This is a genomic window from Methylobacterium sp. Leaf93 (assembly GCF_001422345.1).
Taxonomy (GTDB): Bacteria; Pseudomonadota; Alphaproteobacteria; order Rhizobiales; family Beijerinckiaceae; genus Methylobacterium; species Methylobacterium bullatum.
This window is the reverse complement of sequence record NZ_LMMS01000002.1, coordinates 1-20,475: the sequence shown is the minus strand read 5'-3', so window position 1 is coordinate 20,475 and position 20,475 is coordinate 1. Positions and strand designations below refer to the sequence as shown.

The window sequence follows — 20,475 nt, the reverse complement described above, 5'->3', positions numbered from 1 at the left end:
ACTCGAGAAGTGATGTCTGCAGCCCCGTGAAGATCGCCCTCCTCGCTCACCTCAAATATCCCATCGCCCAGCCCTTCTCCGGGGGGCTCGAGATGCACACGCATCTGCTCGCGAGCACCCTGCGTGCCCGCGGTCACAGCGTGACGCTCTACGCGTCCGAAGGGTCGGACGCGCGTGGCTGCCTCAAGGCGGTTTGCCCGCCCACGGGCAGCGCCGTCGACGACGAGTCCGGCCTGCGGATCGACCGCGCCGAACTCGCCGCTTACGAGACGATGGTGGCGGATGTGGCGCGCGGCGACTTCGACATCATCCACAACAACAGCCTGCATTACTTGCCGTTGCTGCGCGCCCGCGATCTCGGCGCGCCGATGGTGACGGCTCTGCACACGCCGCCCTTCGAGCCCTTCGTGCGCGGCGTGAAGGCGCGGGCGGACGACATGACCTTCGCCGCCGTCTCCGAATCCCTGGCCCGTGAGTGGCTGCCCTTCCTCGACGATCCGCTGGTGATCGGCAACGGCATCGATCTCGACGCCTTCGCCTATTCCTCGGAGCCCAAGGGTGAGCCCCATGCGATCTGGATGGGACGCCTCGTCCCCGAGAAGGGGCCGCATCTGGCCATCGACGCCGCCCGTGTCGCGGGTATCCCCCTCAAATTCGCCGGTCCGCAGAGCAACCGTGCCTATTGGGACGCCGAGATCGCGCCCCGGCTCGGTCCGGACATCACCTATCTCGGCCATCTCGGCCATGCGGAACTCGCCCGTCGCGTCGGCGAGGCGCATGTGGCCCTGTGCACGCCGCGCTGGGAAGAGCCCTTCGGCCTCGTGCTCGCCGAGTTCCTGGCCTGCGGCACGCCGGTGGCCGCTTTCGCGCGCGGTGCCATCCCCGACATTCTCGACGAGACGTCGGGCGTTCTCGCTCAGGCCGACGATCCGGTGGATCTCGGACGTGCGCTGTCCCGCGCGATCGGTCTCGACCGGCACGATTGCCGCCGCCGGGCCGAGCACCTGTTCGACGCCGACACGATGACCGACCGCTACGAGGCGATGTATCATGCCGAAATCCGCCGCTGGTCGACCCCCGTCTCCGTCCGTCCTGTCCCGGCCGGCGCTCGCGCACCCCTGCTCGACAATGCGTAACGGCCCGCTTTCCCTCGGCCGGGCCGTCGTCTGCGTGCCCGCCCGCAACGAAGCCGAGGTGATGCCGCGCCTCGTGCGTTCCCTCGACCGGCAGATCGGGTCGGGGGACGGCGCGCTGCTGCGTGTCGTGATCCTGGCCAATAATTGCACCGACGAAACGGTGTCGCTGATCCGCGAGATGGAGCGCAACGGCGAGACGCGCCATCTCGATCTCCGGGTGATCGAAGCCGTGGTGCCGCGTGAGGTGGCCCATGTGGGCACGGCCCGCCGGATGGCGCTCGATGCCGGGGCCGACTGGCTGGATGCCGATGGTGTGCAGGATGCCGTGCTCCTCAGCACCGATGCCGACGCCGTCGCCGCGCCCGGCTGGGCCCGCGCCAATCTGGCGGCCCTGGAACATTCCGAGCTCGTGGGCGGCCGTCTCGTCATCGAGACGGAGGAGAGCGAGAACCGGGACCCGGAGATCCACGCGCTCCATCGCCGGATCGAACAATACTGGGTCGCGGTGCGCGCCCTCGAAGAGGCCGTCGATCCCCCCGCCCACGATCCGGCGCCCCGTCACGGCGACCATGTGGCAGCGAGCCTGGCGCTTCGCGCCGCGCTCTACCGCGAGGTCGGCGGGCTGCCCGCGATTCCCTGCGGCGAGGACAACGCGCTGGTCGCCAAGGTCCGCCTCGCGGGCGGTCGCGTGCGCCATTGCCCCCATGTCTCGATCTCGGTGTCCGATCGTGGCACCGGCCGCGTCACCGGCGGGATGGCCACCGAGATGGCCCGCCGCGCCCGCGTCGTCGCGGGCGAGGAGGATTACCTCCTGCCGCCGGCGAGCCATTGGCTCGCGGTGATCGAGCGTCAGCGCGCGTTCCGCCTCGCCTGGAGCGCACAGGGCGGCCCGGAAGCCGGCTTGCGCGCGCTGGGCGTGTCGGCGGAGGACATCGCCGCCATCGAACCGGGAACCTGCGTCAACGCCATCGCCTTCGCGGAGCGCGTGGGCGAACGGGTCGGCGAGATCGCGCCCGAGCCGGCGCACGTGCCCCTCGACGAGGCCATCGCGGGGCTCGACGCTCTGCTGGCCCGCTTGATCGACAGGCCCAGGGCGCGCGTCGCGTGAGCGAGGCCACGACGAGCCGGCGTCCCGTCGGCTACTACGTCCATCATCAGGGCGCCGGTCACTGGCAGCGCGCGAATCTCATCGCCGCCCGCCTGGACCGGCCCGTGACCCTCATCGGCACCCTGGCCGAGATCGACACCTTGACCGCCAACGGCGCAATCCTCGACTTGCCCGACGACCGGCTCACCGGATTCGACGGCCAGGATGGCGAGGCGATCCGGCCGGACTGCTTCCATTATGTCCCCGTCGGGATCGACCGTATCCGCGCCCGGATGGGGATGCTCGCCGCCTGGATAGCGAAGACCGATCCGGCTCTGCTGATCGTCGACGTGTCGGTGGAGGTGACGCTCCTCGCGCGGCTCCTGTCGGTGCCGACCCTGGTGGTGCGGCTTGCCGGGAACCGCACCGATATTCCGCATCTCGAAGGCTTCCGCTCGGCGGAACGCCTGCTCGCCTTCAACCCGCCCGAGATCGAGACGGCCGGAACGCCCGATTGGGTGCGGGCGAAGACCCTCTATGCCGGCTTCCTGGCGGATGCCCCCAAGGCAGGCGCGTCGGAAGACGGCTCCATCGCGGTGATCTACGGGCGAGGCGGGGCCGGCGGCTCGGTCTCCGACCTCGCGGCCGCGGCGCGCGCCGTGCCCGACCGGCACTGGCACGTTCTCGGCCCGGTGGAGGCGACGACGACCGACGCCCCGCCGAACCTGCATCTCCATGGCTGGGTCGCCGAGACCGGTCCGTTTCTCGACCGCGCCGCCCTCGTGGTCGGCGGTGGCGGCGACGGCGTCGTCGCGGCGGTGGCGACGCGGGCCAAGCGCTTCCTCTGCCTGCCGGAACCCCGCGCCTTCGACGAGCAGACGGCGAAAGCGGAATCCCTGGCGAAGCTCGGCGCGGCGATCGTCCGCACCGCATGGCCGGACGCCTCGGAATGGCCGGCTTTGGTTCAAGCGGGCCTCGCGCTGGATCCGTCAGTGATCGGCGGGTTGGTGCAGGCCGACGCCATCGGTCGCACGGTTGCGATCATCGAAGAGGTCATCGCGGGCATCGAGCGCCGACGCGCGCCTCTGGTCTAGCGCCCGTTTGAGGCGCTGTTCCAAGCCTTTACCTCATCCTGAGGTGCCGCGGAGCGGCCTCGAAGGAGGCTTCCAGGGATCGCATCGACTACTGGAGGGCTCCTTCGAGGCCTTCGCTGCGCGCCGGCACCTCAGGATGAGGTGGATTGGTGGGATGAACCAGCCCTCGACGTCTGAAAGCAAAGCCGCCAACGGTTCTGCACCAATACCTAAAATGGCCGGTCCAGCGGCACCCGCGCGGCTTCCATCTCGTCCGGTGTCGGCATGCGCAGGATCGTCGGCGCCGCGCGCCAGGTCGGCGGCAGCAATCCCAACCGCGCGAAGGCATCGAGCCAGCCGTCCATGGGCCAGAGCCCGTGCCGGGCATGGAAGCGGGTGGCGTTGGCGATGATGTCGGAAAAATGCTGGAGCGGCGGGTCGAAGGCCCCGTGATATTGGTGGAAGGCGTGGCCGCCCGCGCTGAACAGGATCGGGATGCCGGCGGCATCGGCCCGGAAGGCGAGGTCGGTATCCTCGGCGCCGTAGCCGTCAAAAGCTTCGTCGAACCCACCGATCCGGTCGAAGGTCGTGGCCCGGACGCCGAAGGCGAGGGACCAGAACAGGCCGGGATTGTCGGTGCGGGCGAGGCCCGCCGCCGGGAAGTTGCGCACCGGATGGGTATGACCGACGGCGCGTAAGCCCGCCTCGGTCCAGCCGTCGTCGACGGCCCGCGCCGGCAGGTAGCTCACCTCGCAGCAGATCAGCCCGTCGGCCCCTCCGAGATCCGCGTCGAGACTGGCGACGAGATCGCCCGAGGGAATGCAATCCACATCGAGGAAGATCAGGTGATCGCCCGAGGCCGCGCGACGCCCGGCATTGCGGGCACTGGCGAGGGGCAGGCCCTGGCTGGGAAGATCGATGCGGCGGATGGGAAAGCCGTGATCGGGGAGGGGGGCGGGGTTCGCCCCCATCTCCACCACGATGCATTCGGCCGGATGCGTTCCCCGGCCGAGCCCTTCGAGGAGGCGCGCCAGATGCGCGTCGCGGCCCTTGTTCAGGGTGATGATTGTCGGGCTCACGCGGCGTCCGCCGGCATCGCGACGAAGATCTCGTAGGGTCCGAGAAAGCGTGCAATCATCTCCGGCGCGAGGCGAAAGCCCGTCGGGTCGTCGGAGATGAGGTCGGTGGTCTGCGAGCGATGCGCCGCCACGGCCCGCGCCTTCGCCTCCACATGCGCGCCGACATCGACGCGGTAGCCCGACGGGGGAGCGCCGACTTCCGTGCCCTGCGGCAGGGTCCAGCCCCAGACCGGATAGGCGAAGGCCTTCGTCGCGCCGAGCTTCGGCTGGGCGAGCCGGACGATGGCGGCGGCGGCCTGATGGTCGCAATGGGGATCGTGCGCCCAGGTCACGCAGACGGCGCCGGCCCCGCTCTCTTTGGCCACGGACGCTACCACATCCGCTGCCGCCTGGGCTTCGGGGCCGCGGCTCGGCACCCCCGCATCGGGCAGGCGCAGGAACGTGACGTTGGCGGGGGCGAGGCCGAGCGCCGCCACCGCTTCCAGTGTCTCCTCCTCGCGCAGCGCCCGCAGGCGAAGCGGCGGATAGAGGGCGGAATGGGTGTGCGAGCCGCATCCGTCACTGACGATGACGAGCCGCACCTCGCGCCCGCGCGCGCAGGCCTCGGCGATCAGGCCGCCGCAACCGAGACTCTCGTCATCCGGGTGCGGGGCGACGACGACGAGCCCGCCACCATCGGTCAGGGCATCGAGATCCGCCACGGGGAGGTTCTCGGCGGCGGCGAGAAAGGCGTCGGCATGCATGAGTAGGAATCAACCCTTCGAAAAAAGCCGCGACTGCACCCGGCCATCTCATCCGTGACCCTCATCCTGAGGCCAACGCTTCGCTGCGGCACCTCAGGATGAGGACGATGCCGGGCCAAACCCGTGCCGGTGATTGCGCATCTCCTAACCTGTCGAACCGGAATGCCGCCTGAACAAGTCAGGCCGCGCCGTAGCGGTCGTTCAGGCTCACGGCGAGGCCGTCGGCGAATTTCGCGGCGGCCACGGGCAGCATCCGCCCGCGCAGCTGGCCGAGGATCAGGGTCATCGGCGAGAGGTCGCGTTCGTCGATGGGCCGGCTGACGAGGCGCTGGTCGTTGGGGATGCCGCTCGGCACCTGCAGGCTAACGACGTCCTCGCGGAGGGCGAGGTTGCGCAGGAATTCCAGCGAGCTCGATTCGACGGCGGGGCGAAACGGCGTTCCCCGCCGCGCCAGCGCATCGTCGAGATGATGGCGGATCGCCAGCGACCGATCGGGCAGGGCGAGGGGGTGGGTGAGGCATTCGCGGAGCCGGACGGGTCCTTCCTCGTGGGCCAGGGGATGTGACGCGCGCATCACCACGCAGAGCGTCTGCCGGCAGGTGAACAGGGCGTGGAGATCCGCCGAGGGCGGCGGCTGCAGCACCAGGGCGAGATCGGCCTCGAAGGAGACGAGGGCCGCCACCGCCTGTGCATGGTCGCGCACCTGGACCGTGAACGAGACGAGGGGGAAGCGCGCCCGGTAGGCCCGGACCTCGTCCGGCACGATCTGGTTCACGAAAGCCTGGCTGCAAGCGAGTGCCACATGTCCGCGCCGCACGCCGGACAGGTCGGCGATCTGCGAGCGGACCCGCTCCATGTCCGCGACCTGATCCCGGATATGGCGCACCAGCAACTCACCGGCCGCGTTCAGCCGCATGCCCTGGGCCAGACGCTCGAAGATCGGCGTGCCGAGCTCGTATTCGAGGTCCTGAATCTGCCGCGTGAGCGCCGAGGGGGCGATGTTCAAGGCCTCCGCCGCCCGGCGGATCGAGCCGCGCCGCGCGACCTCGGAAACGTAGGTGAGGGTTCGCAGATGCTTCATGGCGCCTGTTCGATCGGATGTCTCAGTGGATGCTCATGCCGAAGTCGCTCATCCCATCAGATCACCTCATCCTGAGGTGCCCGCGTCAGCGGGCCTCGAAGGAGGCCTCCAGACGCCGCAGCGATCCCTGGAAGGCTCCTTCGAGGCCGCTCCGCGGCACCTCAGGATGAGGTTAAGTTTTGGACAAACGACTCGAACATGCTCGTGGCGGGCGATCTCTCAGGACCGGTCACCGCCGTTTCGCGTGTTGCGAATTTCGCAACATCATAGTCGATAAGCAGCACTCGTTTGCAACGGCCTTCCGACATACCCTGTCCGGGTTCACATCACATCGGAGCCGGCACAGATGATTCGTCGTCGCACCTTCCTCGCCGGCCTCGGCGCCGGCCTCGTGGCCGCACCATCGGTGCTCCGGGCCGAAACGCCCACCGTGATCCGGATGGGATCGCTGAAGCTGATCCATTCCATCGCGCCGTATTTCTACGCCCAGTTCGCGCCGCCCGGCGTCACCGTGGAGGTGATCCCGTTCGAGAGCCCCACCGAGTGCAAGAACGCGGTGGTGACGAAATCGGTGGATTTCGGCACGTTCGGCATCGCCGCCGGCACCCTCGGAGCGGCGGCCGGCGAGCCCATCGTGGTCATTGCCTCCACCTGCAATCGCGGCATGGCCATCATCGCCAAGACCGGGTCGGGCATCGAGAAGGTCGCCGACCTCAAGGGCAAGCGCGTGGCGATCTGGCCCGGCTCGACCCAGGAGGTCTTCGCCCTAGAGCGCATGCGCATGGAGGGCGTGAGCGTGAAGGACATCACGCCGGTGCGCATCTCCTTCAGCGAGATGCACATCGCCCTCGCGCGCGGCGACGTCGACGCCTATGTCGGCGCCGAACCCGCCCCCGGCGTCAGCCTCTCCACGGGAATCGGTGCACTCGTTGAGTATCCTTACGGCACCGAGATGGGCTCCCTGAACATGGTGTTCGGCGCCCATCGCGACACGCTCGCCGAGCGGCCCGACGTGGTGAAGACCATGCTGGAGATCCACCGCAAGGGGTCGGATTTCGCGCAAGCCAACCGCGAGGCGACCGTAGCGATGGCGGTGCAGAAGCTCGGCCAGAAGCGGGAGGCAATCGAGCTCTCCGTGCCTAATGTCGAGTTCAAGTGGAAGCTCGGCGAGACCGAGGTGAAGCAGGCCAAGGCCTATTCCGAGCACATGCTGGCGGCGCGGCAGATCAAGCGCCTCCCCGACTTCTCCACTTTCATCGATACCCGCTTCGTCGATGCGATGAGGGATTCATGAGCGCGCCGGCCGTTTCCGCCCCTGTGGTGGCGGAGCAGGCGCCGCGCCGCGCGTTGCCGAGGCTCGCGCGCCTGCGTCAGCCCCTCCTCGCCCTCGCGCTTCCGGTGGCGATGGGCATCGCCTGGCATCTGCTCACGGTGGGCAAGCCCTACAGCCTGATCCCGCCGCCCGCCGAGGTCTGGACGGCGATGGTGGATCTCGCCATCGGCGGACCCGACGGCGACGCCTTCAGCGGCACGCTGCTCACGCATCTCGTCGCCTCGCTCACCCGCGTCTTCGGCGGGTTCGGTCTCGCGGCCCTGGCCGCGGTGCCCCTCGGGCTGCTGATCGGCCGGGTGCCGATCATGCGTCAGCTCCTCGACCCGACGCTGCAGATCCTGCGCCCGGTGCCGGTCACCGCCTGGCTTCCGCTGGCAATGATCCTGTTCGGCCTCGGCCCGCGCTCGGCCTATTTCCTCGTCTTCCTCGGCGCGTTCTACCCGATTCTCGTCAACACGATCTTCGGCGTGCGCTCCGTGGAGCCGCGCCTCTTCGAGGCCGCCGCCATGCTGGGCTGCCGGGGTTCCGCGCAATTCGCCCGCGTGGTCCTGCCGGCTTCCCTGCCGTCGATTGTCACGGGCTTGCGCCTCGGCCTCGGCTTTGCCTGGGTGGTGATCGTCGTCGGCGAGATGACCGGCGTTCCCACCGGCCTCGGCGCGATCATCATGGAGGCGCGGCAACTCTCGCGCACCGACATCGTCATCTGCGGGATGATCGTCATCGGCGTCGCCGGCTTCGTCTGCGACCGGGCCGTCATGCTGGTCGGTCAGCGCCTTCTTGCCTGGAGCCCCTCCCATGGCTGAGCCCACCGTGCCGATCCTCGATATTCGCGGCGTGTCGAAATCCTTCGCCGTCCAGGGCCGTACGGTCCAGGCGCTCAGCGGGGCCAACCTCACCGTGGCCAAGGGCGAGTTCATCTGCCTGCTCGGCGCCTCGGGCTGCGGCAAGTCCACCCTGCTGCGCATCGTGGCCGGTTTCGAGACGGCGACCGCCGGCGAGGCGCTGATGTGGGGCAAGCCCATCGACGGCCCCGGCCCGAGCCGGGGCATGGTGTTCCAGGATTACGGCCTGTTCCCCTGGCTCACCGTGCGGGACAATATCGGCTTCGGCCCGAAATCGCGCGGCCGGCCGGCGGCGGAAATCCGCGATACGGTGGAGCGCTACCTCGCCCTCGTCGGGCTGCAGCGCTTCGCCGACGCCCATCCGCACCAGCTTTCCGGCGGGATGAAGCAGCGGGTCGCCATCGCGCGGGTGCTGGCGAACGATGCCGAGATCGTCCTCATGGACGAGCCGTTCGGGGCGCTCGATGCCATGACCCGCGAGCGGCTGCAGGACGAGCTCCTCGACCTGTGGAGCCGCACCGGGCTCACCGTGCTGTTCGTGACCCATGCCATCGAGGAGGCGATCTTCCTCGCCGACCGGGTCGTGGTCATGTCCCCGAGCCCCGGCCGGATCGACGCGATCCACGGGATCGATCTGCCACGCCGCCGCGACGTGTCGAGCCCGGCCTTCAACGACGTGCGCCGGATGCTCTCGGCCCAACTCCACAGCCACCACGCCCCCGTGGCCGCATGAGCGGCGCGGCGTCGCGATCCGGCGACTGGCGCCGGTTGGACCGCGAGACCTTGAGCCGCGCCTACGACAATACCGGCGCCGTCGCCGACAGCGCCGCCCGACTGTCCGGTTGGCGTGCCCGGAGCGCCGCGTTTCGCGCGCTCCACCCCCACGAACTCGACCTCCCCTATGGGCCGGCCGAGCGAAACCGGATCGACCTGTTCCGGAGCGGGGCGGAGGATGCGCCGCTCCTCGTCTTCATCCATGGCGGCTACTGGATCCGGAATACCCGCCAGGATTTCGCCAGCATGGCCGAAGGACCGTTGCATCACGGTCTCGATGTGGGATTGGTGGGATATACCCTGGCGCCCGATGCCAGCCTCACCGAGATCGCCGCCGAGATCCGGGCGGCGCTGGTTATGCTGCGCGGCCGGGAGGAGGGGAGGGGGCGTCGTCGCCTCGTCGTCTCGGGCTGGTCGGCCGGCGGGCATCTCGCGGCGCTGGCCATGGCGTGGCCCGAGGTCGATGCCGGTCTCGCCATCAGCGGGGTGTTCGATCTGGAGCCGATCCGGCACACCGAGCTCGACGACCGCCTGCACCTGACGCAAGCCGAAATCGAGGCCCTCTCGCCGATCCGGCAGGTGCCGCGTTCGGACAAGCCCCTCGCCATCGTGTGCGGATCGAACGAATTGCCCGAATTACGGCGGCATTCCGCTGATTACGACCGCGCGTGGCGGTCAGCCGGGAACGCCTCGATCGTCGCCGAACTGACCGGCCACGACCATTTCTCCATCCTCGACGAGCTGATCCGCCCGGACGGGGCACTGACCGCCCTCGCCGTGGAACTCGCCGGGAAGAGCCCCTAGCCCTCTCCGCGCAGGCACGCTGCCTGTGCCTCGGCCGCCCGCCGCGCGCTCCTGGCGAACCGTCCGACCACGGCCTCCCCACGGATCGCTGCGTGCTTCGCCGCGACCAGGTCCGGGTCGCCCCAGCGCGTGAGCAGCGCCTGGAAAGCCTCGTGACGCGCGCGCTGAAAGGAAATTCTTCTACCCACACCATCCCTGCACGGGTGCGGTGGATGAATCGCGCCGCAGGGCACCCAGCCGGAGGGGATCGGCGCCGTGGCGGGGTGGGTCCGGCCAAGACGTAGGATGTGCGGCAGGATGTGCGTCCGTGGACCGACAGAGCCGGAATTGGGGTCGGCTCGGATCGGAGTGAACACCTCGACCCGCCCGATCCGGGTGACGAAGACGCGATGAGGGCCAGCCGCGACGAGTTCCGCCGCGATCGTATTGTCGGGATTGAAGATTTCACGCCCGGCTCGGCTGCGGAGGAGATCGATGAGGGCGGCGTCGTCGGTCCGGATGCAGGCATCCACGGCCAGCAGGTTCAGGCCAAGATCGAACAGGATATGGTCGCGATGTCCGATCCCGGCGGCCTCGCGATCCGGCCCGAGTTCGGTGAGGACGGACCTTCGGCCCATGGCGCAGGCATCACGCGGCAGACACAGGGAAAGGGCGTGGTTCCAGCCGAAGGCGAACCCGGTCTCATAGGCCACGGGACGAAGCAGGGCGGCGGGGTCGAGGGCGATGGCCCCCCGCGCCGTGACGATACCCATCCGGGCATCGGCTAAGGGCATCGCCACCTCCTCCGGATCGCGGAGAAAGCTCGCGACGGCACCGAAACTGCCGAGGCTCCATGTGGTGAGCGGGTCGCCGAGGGCGCTCGCCAGAAGACTCGCGACGGCTTCATGCTCCATCGCCGCAGCTTAGCGGGGCGAGCCGAAGCGCGCGAGATGCGATCCCGGGCGGCACTGATTTTGCTCCTCTGACTTTGCCCCAAGCACGGGTGCCCTCGCTTCGCTCGCGAGCTTCCCATCACCCTCCCGACCGGGCAATCTCGCCGCGTGCTCGACCCTGGATTCCAACGATGGACCTGAACTCGATCGGCTCCGTCGCCGTGCCGCGGAACCGCTCCGACCTCTCCGGGTGGCGGGAAGGCGATGCCTGGCTGGCCGGAGGGACATGGCTGTTCTCCGAGCCTCAGCCGCGCCTACGCCGCCTCGTCGATCTCTCGAGCCTCGGCTGGCAGGCTCATGAGGTGAGCGAACGGGGCCTTTCGCTCGCCGCGACCTGTACCATCGCCGAGCTGTACCGGCTCGATCTGCCCGCATCGTGGAGCGCCGCTCCCCTCTTCGCGCAATGCTGCCGGGCGCTGCTCGGATCGTTCAAGATCTGGAACATGGCCACCGTGGGAGGCAACGTCTGCCTCGCCCTGCCGGCCGCGCCGATGATCGCACTCGCCACCGCCCTGGAGGGAACCTGCCTGGTCTGGACGCCGGAGGGGGCCGAGCGCGAGGTCGCCATCACCGATCTCGTCCTCGGCTCGCAATGCACGTCGCTGGCACCCGGCGAAATCCTGCGGCGCATCGATCTTCCCCTGGCTGCACTGAAGCGCCGGACCGCCTTCCGCCAGGTTTCCTTGAGCCCCAACGGACGCTCCGGCGCCCTGCTGATCGGTACCCTGGATCCGAGCGACGCCTTCGCGCTCACGATCACCGCCTCCACGCGCCGCCCGCTGCGCCTGGTCTTCCCGACGCTCCCCGATGCGGCGGCTCTGGCCGCCTCCGTCACCGAGGCGGTTCCGGAAGCCCTGTATCACGACGACGTTCACGGTACGCCGGATTGGCGCAGGCATATGACCTTCACCCTCGCCGAAAAGATCCGGCGCGCGTTCGAGAACGAGGGCCGCGCATGATCCTACAGGTCAACGGACACGAGCAGGATGCGTCCCCACGTCCGGGCCAATGCCTGCGCACGATGCTGCGCGAGCTCGGCTGGTTCGGGGTGAAGAAGGGCTGCGATGCCGGGGATTGCGGCGCCTGCACGGTGCATCTCGACGGGGAGCCGGTGCATAGCTGCCTGCTGCCGGCCTTCCGTGCCGATGGGCGCAGCGTCACCACCATCGAAGGCCTCGGCGGGCCTTGTCGACCGGGGGAGGGGGGCGCGCAGCCGCTCCACCCCATGCAGGCGGCCTTTCTCGGCGCCCAGGGTTACCAGTGCGGGTTCTGCACCCCCGGCATGATCATGACCGCATCGGCCCTGGATCAGGGGCAGATCGGCGATCTCGCCACTGCCCTGAAGGGTAATCTGTGTCGCTGTACCGGCTACGGCGCCATTGCCGACGCCGTGGTGGGCGTGGCGCGCGTGGAATGGCCGGAGGATGGGCGCGACGACCCCTGCGGGCGCAGCATCCCGGCCCCCGCCGGGCCTCGGATCGTCTCGGGCAGCGCAGCCTTCACCTTCGATCTGGCCGTACCGGAACTGCTTCATCTCAAGGTCTTGCGCTCGCCTCATGCCCATGCCCGCATCCTGCGGGTCGACCGGGCGGGAGCTCTGGCCGTGCCGGGCGTGGTGGCGGTCTTTACTCACGAGGATGTCCCCGCCGGACGGTTCTCCACCGGACGGCACGAGAATCCCCTCGACGACGCCCCGGATACACGGGTGCTCGATCCGATCCTCCGCTTCGTCGGTCAGCGGGTGGCGGCGGTAGTGGCGACGAGCGAAGCCGCGGCCGAGGCCGGTTGCGCGGCGCTGACCGTGGATTACGAGATCCGCGACGCGGTGTTCGATCCGGACGAGGCCCTCCGGCCCGGCTCACCTCTGGTCCATGACGGCACCGACCGGACCGGCGAGGATGCGGCGCCGCGCCTCTCCCATCCCAACCTCGCCGCCGAAGTGCATGGCGAAGTCGGCGACGTCGCGGCGGGGTTTGCCGAGGCGGACCTCATCCATGAGGCGGCCTACGATTCTCAGCGGGTCCAGCACGCCCATCTCGAGACCCATGGCGCCGTCGGCTGGCGCGACGAGGACGGACGCCTCGTCATCCGCTCCAGCACGCAGACGCCGTTCCTCACCCGCGACGCGCTGGCGAACCTGTTCGGCCTGGAGCGGGATGCCGTGCGCGTGCTCTGCGGCCGGGTCGGCGGCGGCTTCGGCGGCAAGCAGGAGATGCTCACCGAGGATCTGGTGGCCCTGGCGGTGCTCGCCACTGGTCGCCCGGTGAAGTGGGAAATGACCCGGCAGGAGCAGTTCACCGCCACGACCACCCGCCATCCGATGCGGGTGACGGTGAAGATCGGCGCCCGCCGGGACGGCACCCTGACGGCCATCGCACTGCATGTGGTCTCCAACACCGGCGCCTATGGCAACCATGCCGGCGGTGTGATTCATCACGGCTGCAACGAGGTGATCGGCGTCTATCGCTGTCCCAACAAACGCGTCGACGGCTACGCGGTCTACACGCACACCCTGCCGAGCGGCGCCTTCCGGGGTTACGGCCTGAGCCAGACCATCTTCGCGGTGGAGTCGGCCATGGACGAAGTAGCGCGCGGCCTCGGACTGGATCCGTTCGAGATGCGCCGCCGCAACGTGGTGCGCCCGGGCGACCCGATGGTATCGAACAGCCTCGAACCCCATGACGTGCAATACGGAAGCTACGGGCTCGACCAGTGCCTCGATCTCGTCGCAACCGCCATGGACGAACTCGCGCCCGCCGAGACCCCGTCCGGTGACTGGCTCGTCGGCAAGGGCATGGCACTGGCGATGATCGACACGATCCCGCCGCGCGGGCATTTCTCCGAGGCTCGGATCGCACTTGAGGCAGACGGACGCTACCATCTCGATGTCGGGACCGCCGAGTTCGGCAATGGGACGACCACCGTCCTCGCCCAGATTGCGGCCTCGGCACTCGGTACGAGCTCCGAGCGCATCGCCCTGCGCCACGGCGATACCGACCGCGTCGGCCACGATACCGGGGCCTATGGATCCACCGGTATCGTGGTGGCCGGACAGGCGACGTTGAAGGCCGCCCTCGCCTTGGGCCAGGCCCTTCGCGAGGTCGCCGCCGAGAGGGGAGGGGGGGCGCCCTCCGAATGCCGCCCGCACCGAGACGGCGTCGCGACTCCCAACGGCGAGATCGATTTCGCCGAACTCGTTTCGAACGGTCCTATCGAGCGCGCGGCGAAGGCCGATGGCTCGCCGCGTTCCGTTGCCTTCAACGTCCAGGGGTTCCGGGTTGCGGTCCATCGGTCGAGCGGGGAGGTTCGCATCCTCGACAGCGTGCATGCCGCCGATGCCGGCCGCGTTCTGAACCCGATGCAGTGCCGCGGCCAGGTCGAGGGCGGTGTCGCGCAGGCGATCGGTGCGGCTCTGTACGAGGCGATGCGTATCGACGGAGAGGGCCGCGTCGTCACGCAGACCTTCCGCAACTATCATATCCCCGCCTTCGCGGACGTGCCGCGCACCCGCGTCCTGTTCGCGGACACCTATGACGGCATCGGTCCGCTCGGCGCGAAATCGATGAGTGAGAGCCCCTTCAACCCCGTTGCGCCAGCGCTCGCAAACGCCATCCGCGATGCCACGGGCGCGAGGCTCACCGCGACTCCCTTCGCGCCGGACCGCATCTACCTCGCGGTAATGGAGGCGGCACGGCATCGGGACGGGTCGGTGTGATCCAGGCCTGCCGCCGGGATTGAGCGTCAGTGATCAGAGGACCGCCTCGATCAGCCCGAGACTCTTGGCTTCCTCGGCCTCGATATACCAATTGTACGGGGCTTTCTCGATGACCTCTTCCAGACTTACCTGCGAGCCGGTGACGAGGTTGGCGAAGCCCTCGTTCTGAATTTCGATGGAGGTTTCGATCTCGTGCAACGTCGCCTTGATGGTGGCGATGCAAGTGGAGAGGGGACCGTGGATCTCTAGGGTCTTGGCCATCTTGCGCTCGTGGATCATCAGTCGCGTACCGCGCGTGAGGTAGCGGTTCGGGCGCGCGAAGAAGCTCATGAGCGTCGTTCCGGCGGAATAGATCGCCGCCTTGCCGAGGAAGACGAAACGGCGATGCGGTGTCACCTCGCTGGCAAAGCGAATGTCTTCGCCCATCATCCGGGCCACTTCCGGGTCGCCGCCGAGGGTGGTGAGTTCGACCACCACGAGGTCCAGCCCGGAGGCGGCGTCGAGTTGGCGCCGGAAAGCCTTGTACATGTCGTGATCGACCGGTCCCGACAGCAGAATGGCGGGGCCCTTGAAGTCCGGGGCGGAAAGCAGCGTGTTGTCCATCATCGATCCTCTGCCGAAAGGCACATCGGGACGCATCCCCGCATGCCTCGTGCCGGATCGAGAAGCCTCATCCGCGCATGTGGTTGCCGGGTGTGGGACAAAATCCGCCTGGCGGCATTCGGCATCCGGCATCCGACAGACAAAGGGCCGCCGATCTGGACTTTTCGGCCCGCCGCCTCTATATCAGGAATGCGTTTGATGACCGGTTCGTAATAACGTTTCAGGACCCGGAGGGCAGTACTCCGGCGCCTCCACCAAAAGCGCATCGTGATGCGTTTCTGATGGGGGCGAAATAGGATCGACTGGGCGGTAAAGGGATCGCGAGAGCGTCGGTAAGGACTCGACCGGTTTGGCGCAGGTAACCCCTGTTCCAAGTATTTGGCCAAAACTCTAAATGCCAACGATAACGTTGTCATGGATGCCCGCCTCGCGGCGTAAGCATCTTGCGGTAGGGTAACCGTCGAAACAGAACCCGGGGCTTCGGCTCCGGGACCCACTTTTCTGATTATCATTGGTATAGTTTAGTCAGTCGCGGCATTGCCGTTTTAGGCTGCTTTGTTGTGTTTCGCTTTTCCCGGCGTGGGCTTTGAGCCCGTCTCGCCCGGTTCAGTGGCGTTTTACCCGTCCCTTTAGCCGCTCAATGACGACCGTGGCGCGCGTGTGCGCACGCACATACGGGCTTTGGAAATCTTCCAAGGCGTTGCAGCACGGCCCGCCTGCGCTACTTCGCACCACCAGGGAAATCTCTGCGCCATTGGGCGTTTGCCAGGGGCTGGTCGAAGCCTTGCGAGGACTTCCGCGACACGACCAACGGAATCTCACGTCTTATGGATCAGGTTCGGAGAACGCCATGTATGGCTCTGAAGACCTCGAACTCAACCGGCGCCATTTGATGGCGGGAGCCTCTGCCTGTGCCGTCTTCACGGCCTGTCCCTCCGCGTCCTGGGCGGCCGCTGAGAACACGTCCGACCCGGTCACGTCCAAAGTGTCGCTCATGGTGAACGGGACGTCGCATGAGATCGCCATCGATACCCGTACGACGCTTCTCGACGCCGTGCGCGAGCACCTTCACCTGACCGGCGCCAAAAAGGGCTGTGACCACGGCCAGTGCGGGGCCTGCACGATGATCGTCGATGGAAGGCGCATCAATTCCTGTCTGACGCTCGCGGTCATGCACGAGGGGGATGCTATCACCACCATCGAAGGCTTGGGCAAGCCCGGCAACCTGCATCCGATGCAAGCCGCTTTCATAAAGCATGACGGCTATCAATGCGGATTTTGCACGCCGGGCCAGATCTGCTCCGGTGTCGCGGTTCTCGAAGAGATCAAGGCCGGCATCCCGAGCCACGTCACGGCGGATCTGAACGCGACCGCCGCGGTCACTACGGACGAGATTCGCGAGCGCATGAGCGGCAATATCTGCCGCTGCGGCGCCTATTCGAACATCATCGACGCCATGTCCGAAGTCGCGGGGAGGCAGGCATGAAGTCCTTCACTTACGAGCGCGCCACGTCACCGGCGCAGGCCGCCGCATCCGTCATGCGTATACCCGGCGCGAAGTTCATCGCCGGCGGCACCAATCTTCTCGATCTGATGAAGCTGCAGGTGGAGACGCCGACCCATCTCGTCGATGTCAACGGGCTGGATCTCGATACAATCGAACCGACTGAGGAGGGCGGCCTGCGGATCGGGGCCCTGGTGCGCAACACCGATCTTGCTGCCGATCTGCGAGTTCGGCGCGGCTACGGAGTGCTGAGCCGGGCCCTTCTGTCCGGGGCATCCGGCCAGTTGCGCAATAAGGCGACGACGGCGGGCAACCTGCTCCAGCGCACCCGCTGCCCCTATTTTTACGACACGGCTCAACCCTGTAACAAGCGCCATCCCGGAAGCGGCTGTTCGGCCATCGGCGGCATCAGTCGCCAACTCGCGGTGGTGGGGGCCAGCGAAGCCTGCATCGCCACGCATCCCGGCGACATGGCCGTGGCCATGCGGGTGCTCGACGCGAACGTCGAGACCGTGAATGATAAGGGTGATACGCGGACGATCCCCATCGCGGAGTTCCATCGCCTGCCTGGAGACACGCCCGAGATCGAGACGAGCTTGCGGCCGGGCGAACTGATCACGGCGGTGACGTTGCCGAAGCCGGTCTTGGGTACGCATATCTACCGCAAGGTCCGGGACAGAGCCTCGTATGCCTTCGCGTTGATCTCCATCGCGGGAATCGTCCAGCGCGACGGGACCGGACGTATCGCCGTCGGTGGCATCGCCCCGAAGCCGTGGCGCGACGAGGCCACCGAAGCGGAGCTGCCAAAAGGCGCCAAGGCAGCGACGGAGCGTTTGTTCGCGGGAGCGAAGCCGACCCACGACAACGCCTATAAGCTCAAGCTCACCGAGCGCGCGCTCGGTGCCGTCCTGTCCGAAGCGAGGGCCTGAACCATGAAGTTCGACACTCCCGCGGGTCGCAACCCCATCGATCAGCTGAAAGTGGTGGGCAAGGCCACGGACCGGATCGACGGTCCTTTCAAGACCACCGGCACTGCGAACTACGCCTATGACTGGCACGATCCGCACTCGACGGCGGTCTACGGTTTCGTCGTTGGCGCGACCATCGCCAAGGGACGGATCGAAGCGATGGTTCTCGATGAGGCAAGGGCCGCACGCGGCGTGCTGGCCATCGTCACTGCGGAGAATGCCGGCCCCCTCGACAAGGGCAAGCTCAACGCCGCCAAGCTTCTCGGCGGCCCCGAGATCGAGCATTATCACCAGGCGGTCGCCTTGGTCGTGGCGGAGACGTTCGAACAGGCCCGTTCCGCGGCGGCCCTCATTCGTGTCGATTATGCCGAATCCAAAGGCGCGTTCGATCTCGCGGCGGTGAAGGATACGGGCAAGCCCGAGAAACTCGCCGGTGCCCCGTCCGACACCGCCATCGGTGATTTCGCCGGGGCCTTCGCCTCTGCCCCGGTTCAACTCGACGCTACCTACACCACGCCAGATCAGGCGCATGCGATGATGGAGCCGCATGCGTCCATCGCCTCCTGGGATGGCGACGCTGTGACGGTCTGGACCTCGAACCAGATGATCGCCTGGGGTACGCGGGATCTCGCCCTGACCCTCGGCATCCCGAAGGAGAAGGTCCGCCTCGTCTCGCCCTTCGTCGGCGGCGGGTTTGGCGGAAAGCTATTCCTTCGGGCGGAAGCGGTATTGGCCGCGCTCGGCGCCCGCGCCGCAAAGCGGCCGGTGAAGGTGGCGCTGACCCGTCAGCTCAGCTTCAACAACACTGTGCATCGGCCCGCCACGATCCAGCGCATCCGCCTCGGCGCGACGCCGGACGGCACGATCACGGCGATCGGCCATGAGAGCTGGTCCGGCAACCTGCCCGGCGGCAAGCCGGAGGCGGCGGTGCAACAGACGCGCCTGCTCTATGCCGGCGCCAATCGCATGACCCAGACCCGGCTCGCCATGCTCGACCTGCCGGAGGGCAATTCCATGCGCGCGCCCGGCGAAGCGCCCGGCCTGATGGTCCTCGAGATCGCCATGGACGAGATGGCGGAGAAACTCGGTCTCGATCCGGTCGAGTTCCGCATCCGCAACGACACCCAGGTCGATCCCGAGAAGCCCGAGCGCCGGTTCTCCCAGCGCAGCCTGATCGAATGCCTCCGCCGGGGCGCGGCGCGCTTCGAATGGAACAAGCGGATCGTCAAGCCGGGGCAGGTCCGTGACGGACGCTGGCTCGTCGGAATGGGTGTCGCCGCGGCGTTCCGCAACAACATGAACGTCAAATCCGGCGCTCGCGTCCGTTTAGACGCCCAGGGCGTGGTGACGGTCGAGACCGACATGACCGATATCGGCACCGGCAGTTACACCATCATCGGCCAGACGGCCGCCGAGATGATGGGCTTAAGCCTCGACAGGGTCGTGGTGCGGCTCGGCGATTCCGCCTTCCCCATCTCGTCGGGATCCGGTGGCCAGTTCGGTGCGAACTCCTCGACGTCGGGAGTCTACGCCGCTTGCGTCAAACTCCGTGAGGCGGTGGCGCGGTCGCTCGGGTTCAATTCGGACGATGCCGTGTTCGAGGATGGGCGTGTCCGCTCGGGCAACCGCTCCGTTCCGCTCGCCGAGGCCGCGAAGGCGGGTGACATCATCGCCGAGGACACGATCGAGTTCAGCGGCGATCTGTCGAAGACGTACCAGCAATCGACCTTCGGTGCGCATTTCGTCGAGGTCGGCGTCGATGTGAGCACGGCCGAGATCAGGGTGAGGCGCATGCTGGCGGTCTGTGCTGCCGGACGCATCCTCAATCCTAAGTCAGCCCGCAGCCAAGTCATCGGAGGCATGACCATGGGGGTCGGCGCGGCGCTGATGGAGGAGTTGGCCGTCGACACAAGGCGCGGTTTCTTCGTCAATCACGACCTCGCCGGATACGAAGTCCCGGTCCATGCCGACATCCCGCATCAGGAGGTAATCTTCCTCGACGAGCCCGACCCGATCTCCTCGCCGATGAAAGCCAAGGGCGTGGGCGAACTCGGTATCTGCGGCGTCAGCGCGGCGGTGGCCAACGCGGTCTACAATGCCACCGGCATTCGGGTGCGCAATTACCCGCTCACCCTCGACAAACTTCTTGACCGTATGCCTGACGCAGCCTGAGACCGGTGATGTCTGCCGAGGGCGAGGGCGCGTGTCGTTCGCGCCTTCGGTTTCCGTCGCGTAATCGGGATTGTATTGGCCGAGCCACCCCGGTGTTGCGCCGCTCTACGTCAGAGGGGCACTTGACCATGGTCTAGCTTCAAGCGGCGATCCGAGACTGGAACCGGGCCGCGGGAATTCTTGTTTGCCGGCAATGAGTTATGTTGTGTGGTCATATGTTTGTCGCGAAAATCGCTCAGCTTTGCGATTTTAGCATTGACGGGTCCGTGGGTGGGGTCTAGAAGCCTGTTCATCGGCGGCGGCCAGCGGGGACTTCGGTTCGGCGGGCGGTTGTTGTGTCTTTCTGGATGATGATCGGATGGATGATCCGGCTGGTTAGCTGGGTGATCGTCTGTTTTTGTTGTCTGGTGTTGGTTTTGTGTGRTCTGGTTTTGCTGGATTGCCGGGGTTGACAGGGTGATTTGGGTGGCTTAGACGGCCCCCACCGCTGAGGCGCTCCACCGGATGGTGGTGTCGGTATCACGGTTCTCCCAGACAGGCAAGCGGGATTGGTGCTGGAAGCGGCGCTGATTTGGTTTGTTKGGTGAGTTTCCGGGCTTTCGGGTCTGGCGTTCTTTGACAAGTGCATC

The 20,475-nt window shown here is 67.4% G+C and carries 17 protein-coding genes and 1 other RNA gene; 13 read left to right on the top strand and 5 right to left on the bottom strand.

Going from position 1 to position 20,475, the window contains the following annotated elements; all coding sequences use genetic code 11:
* The first annotated feature begins 26 nt into the window (after positions 1–26).
* Genes ASF26_RS03795 through ASF26_RS03785 form a run of 3 tightly spaced genes read left to right on the top strand, consistent with a single transcriptional unit; the run spans position 27 to position 3,317 of the window.
* On the top strand, positions 27–1,136 hold the full coding sequence (locus ASF26_RS03795) for a glycosyltransferase family 4 protein (RefSeq protein ID WP_056249940.1): 1,110 nt from the start codon (positions 27–29) through the stop codon (positions 1,134–1,136).
* Positions 1,129–2,244: a glycosyltransferase gene (locus ASF26_RS03790; RefSeq protein ID WP_056249939.1), complete on the top strand. Its 1,116-nt coding sequence runs from the start codon at positions 1,129–1,131 to the stop codon at positions 2,242–2,244. The genes ASF26_RS03795 and ASF26_RS03790 overlap by 8 nt, the downstream gene beginning before the upstream one ends.
* On the top strand, positions 2,241–3,317 hold the full coding sequence (locus ASF26_RS03785; protein WP_056249936.1) for a glycosyl transferase: 1,077 nt from the start codon (positions 2,241–2,243) through the stop codon (positions 3,315–3,317). Before ASF26_RS03790 ends, ASF26_RS03785 begins: the two co-directional genes overlap by 4 nt.
* A 209-nt stretch (positions 3,318–3,526) precedes the next feature.
* Here ASF26_RS03785 and ASF26_RS03780 read toward each other — a convergent pair whose 3' ends face one another.
* From ASF26_RS03780 to ASF26_RS03770, 3 genes are all read right to left on the bottom strand, one after another.
* Positions 3,527–4,375, bottom strand: coding sequence for a galactosyltransferase-related protein (locus tag ASF26_RS03780; protein WP_056249932.1), 849 nt, complete (start codon positions 4,373–4,375; stop codon positions 3,527–3,529).
* On the bottom strand, positions 4,372–5,118 hold the full coding sequence (locus ASF26_RS03775) for a PIG-L deacetylase family protein (RefSeq protein ID WP_056249929.1): 747 nt from the start codon (positions 5,116–5,118) through the stop codon (positions 4,372–4,374). The genes ASF26_RS03780 and ASF26_RS03775 overlap by 4 nt, the downstream gene beginning before the upstream one ends.
* Before the next feature lie 178 nt (positions 5,119–5,296).
* Positions 5,297–6,199 (bottom strand): LysR family transcriptional regulator, encoded by a 903-nt coding sequence (locus tag ASF26_RS03770; protein ID WP_056249926.1) that lies wholly within the window; start codon positions 6,197–6,199, stop codon positions 5,297–5,299.
* A 346-nt stretch (positions 6,200–6,545) separates the two neighbouring features.
* On the opposite strand from ASF26_RS03770, the gene ASF26_RS03765 reads away from it, so the two are divergent.
* The 4 genes from ASF26_RS03765 to ASF26_RS03750 are packed head-to-tail and all read left to right on the top strand — an operon-like array spanning position 6,546 to position 9,952.
* Positions 6,546–7,493 (top strand): NrtA/SsuA/CpmA family ABC transporter substrate-binding protein, encoded by a 948-nt coding sequence (locus tag ASF26_RS03765; protein WP_056249921.1) that lies wholly within the window; start codon positions 6,546–6,548, stop codon positions 7,491–7,493.
* Complete coding sequence (locus tag ASF26_RS03760; protein WP_056249916.1) at positions 7,490–8,335, top strand: ABC transporter permease; 846 nt, start codon at positions 7,490–7,492, stop codon at positions 8,333–8,335. Before ASF26_RS03765 ends, ASF26_RS03760 begins: the two co-directional genes overlap by 4 nt.
* A complete protein-coding gene (locus tag ASF26_RS03755) occupies positions 8,328–9,107 on the top strand; it encodes an ABC transporter ATP-binding protein (RefSeq protein ID WP_056249913.1) in 780 nt (259 codons plus the stop codon). Before ASF26_RS03760 ends, ASF26_RS03755 begins: the two co-directional genes overlap by 8 nt.
* Positions 9,104–9,952, top strand: coding sequence for an alpha/beta hydrolase (locus ASF26_RS03750; RefSeq protein ID WP_056249908.1), 849 nt, complete (start codon positions 9,104–9,106; stop codon positions 9,950–9,952). Before ASF26_RS03755 ends, ASF26_RS03750 begins: the two co-directional genes overlap by 4 nt.
* Here the strand turns inward: ASF26_RS03750 and ASF26_RS03745 are convergent.
* Positions 9,949–10,845, bottom strand: a complete 897-nt coding sequence (locus ASF26_RS03745; protein WP_056249905.1) for a hypothetical protein — start codon at positions 10,843–10,845, stop codon at positions 9,949–9,951. The two genes, ASF26_RS03750 and ASF26_RS03745, sit on opposite strands and share 4 nt — an antisense overlap.
* 170 nt (positions 10,846–11,015) lie before the next feature.
* Here ASF26_RS03745 and ASF26_RS03740 point away from each other — a divergent pair, with 170 nt between their 5' ends.
* Both ASF26_RS03740 and ASF26_RS03735 read left to right on the top strand, forming a co-directional pair.
* Entirely contained in the window at positions 11,016–11,843 is an 828-nt protein-coding gene (locus tag ASF26_RS03740) for an FAD binding domain-containing protein (protein ID WP_056249900.1), read from the top strand.
* Positions 11,840–14,599, top strand: a complete 2,760-nt coding sequence (locus tag ASF26_RS03735) for a molybdopterin cofactor-binding domain-containing protein (protein ID WP_056249897.1) — start codon at positions 11,840–11,842, stop codon at positions 14,597–14,599. The genes ASF26_RS03740 and ASF26_RS03735 overlap by 4 nt, the downstream gene beginning before the upstream one ends.
* A 33-nt stretch (positions 14,600–14,632) precedes the next feature.
* Here the strand turns inward: ASF26_RS03735 and ASF26_RS03730 are convergent, their stop codons facing one another.
* Positions 14,633–15,202 carry an ATP-dependent Clp protease proteolytic subunit gene (locus ASF26_RS03730; protein WP_056250152.1) on the bottom strand — a complete coding sequence of 190 codons (570 nt, stop codon included), beginning with the start codon at positions 15,200–15,202 and terminating at the stop codon, positions 14,633–14,635.
* Positions 15,203–15,354: 152 nt separating this feature from the next.
* Between ASF26_RS03730 and ssrA the strand changes: the two genes are divergently transcribed.
* From ssrA to paoC, 4 genes are all read left to right on the top strand, one after another.
* Positions 15,355–15,682: a transfer-messenger RNA gene (gene ssrA / locus ASF26_RS21795) on the top strand.
* Between the two features lie 370 nt (positions 15,683–16,052).
* Positions 16,053–16,688 carry an aldehyde dehydrogenase iron-sulfur subunit PaoA gene (gene paoA / locus ASF26_RS03725; protein WP_056249893.1) on the top strand — a complete coding sequence of 212 codons (636 nt, stop codon included), beginning with the start codon at positions 16,053–16,055 and terminating at the stop codon, positions 16,686–16,688.
* Entirely contained in the window at positions 16,685–17,635 is a 951-nt protein-coding gene (locus tag ASF26_RS03720; protein ID WP_056249890.1) for a xanthine dehydrogenase family protein subunit M, read from the top strand. The genes paoA and ASF26_RS03720 overlap by 4 nt, the downstream gene beginning before the upstream one ends.
* Before the next feature lie 3 nt (positions 17,636–17,638).
* Complete coding sequence (gene paoC / locus ASF26_RS03715) at positions 17,639–19,846, top strand: aldehyde oxidoreductase molybdenum-binding subunit PaoC (RefSeq protein ID WP_056249884.1); 2,208 nt, start codon at positions 17,639–17,641, stop codon at positions 19,844–19,846.
* The last annotated feature ends 629 nt before the right edge of the window (positions 19,847–20,475 follow it).

Coding starts and splice junctions, on each gene's coding strand:
- ASF26_RS03790 (WP_056249939.1), top strand. CDS start 1,129: ATGCGTAACGGCCCGCTTTCCCTCGGCCGGGCCGTCGTCTGCGTGCCC.
- ASF26_RS03775 (WP_056249929.1), bottom strand. CDS start 5,118: ATGCATGCCGACGCCTTTCTCGCCGCCGCCGAGAACCTCCCCGTGGCG.
- ASF26_RS03770 (WP_056249926.1), bottom strand. CDS start 6,199: ATGAAGCATCTGCGAACCCTCACCTACGTTTCCGAGGTCGCGCGGCGC.
- ASF26_RS03765 (WP_056249921.1), top strand. CDS start 6,546: ATGATTCGTCGTCGCACCTTCCTCGCCGGCCTCGGCGCCGGCCTCGTG.
- ASF26_RS03760 (WP_056249916.1), top strand. CDS start 7,490: ATGAGCGCGCCGGCCGTTTCCGCCCCTGTGGTGGCGGAGCAGGCGCCG.
- ASF26_RS03755 (WP_056249913.1), top strand. CDS start 8,328: ATGGCTGAGCCCACCGTGCCGATCCTCGATATTCGCGGCGTGTCGAAA.
- ASF26_RS03750 (WP_056249908.1), top strand. CDS start 9,104: ATGAGCGGCGCGGCGTCGCGATCCGGCGACTGGCGCCGGTTGGACCGC.
- ASF26_RS03745 (WP_056249905.1), bottom strand. CDS start 10,845: ATGGAGCATGAAGCCGTCGCGAGTCTTCTGGCGAGCGCCCTCGGCGAC.
- ASF26_RS03740 (WP_056249900.1), top strand. CDS start 11,016: ATGGACCTGAACTCGATCGGCTCCGTCGCCGTGCCGCGGAACCGCTCC.
- ASF26_RS03735 (WP_056249897.1), top strand. CDS start 11,840: ATGATCCTACAGGTCAACGGACACGAGCAGGATGCGTCCCCACGTCCG.
- ASF26_RS03730 (WP_056250152.1), bottom strand. CDS start 15,202: ATGGACAACACGCTGCTTTCCGCCCCGGACTTCAAGGGCCCCGCCATT.
- paoA (WP_056249893.1), top strand. CDS start 16,053: ATGTATGGCTCTGAAGACCTCGAACTCAACCGGCGCCATTTGATGGCG.
- ASF26_RS03720 (WP_056249890.1), top strand. CDS start 16,685: ATGAAGTCCTTCACTTACGAGCGCGCCACGTCACCGGCGCAGGCCGCC.
- paoC (WP_056249884.1), top strand. CDS start 17,639: ATGAAGTTCGACACTCCCGCGGGTCGCAACCCCATCGATCAGCTGAAA.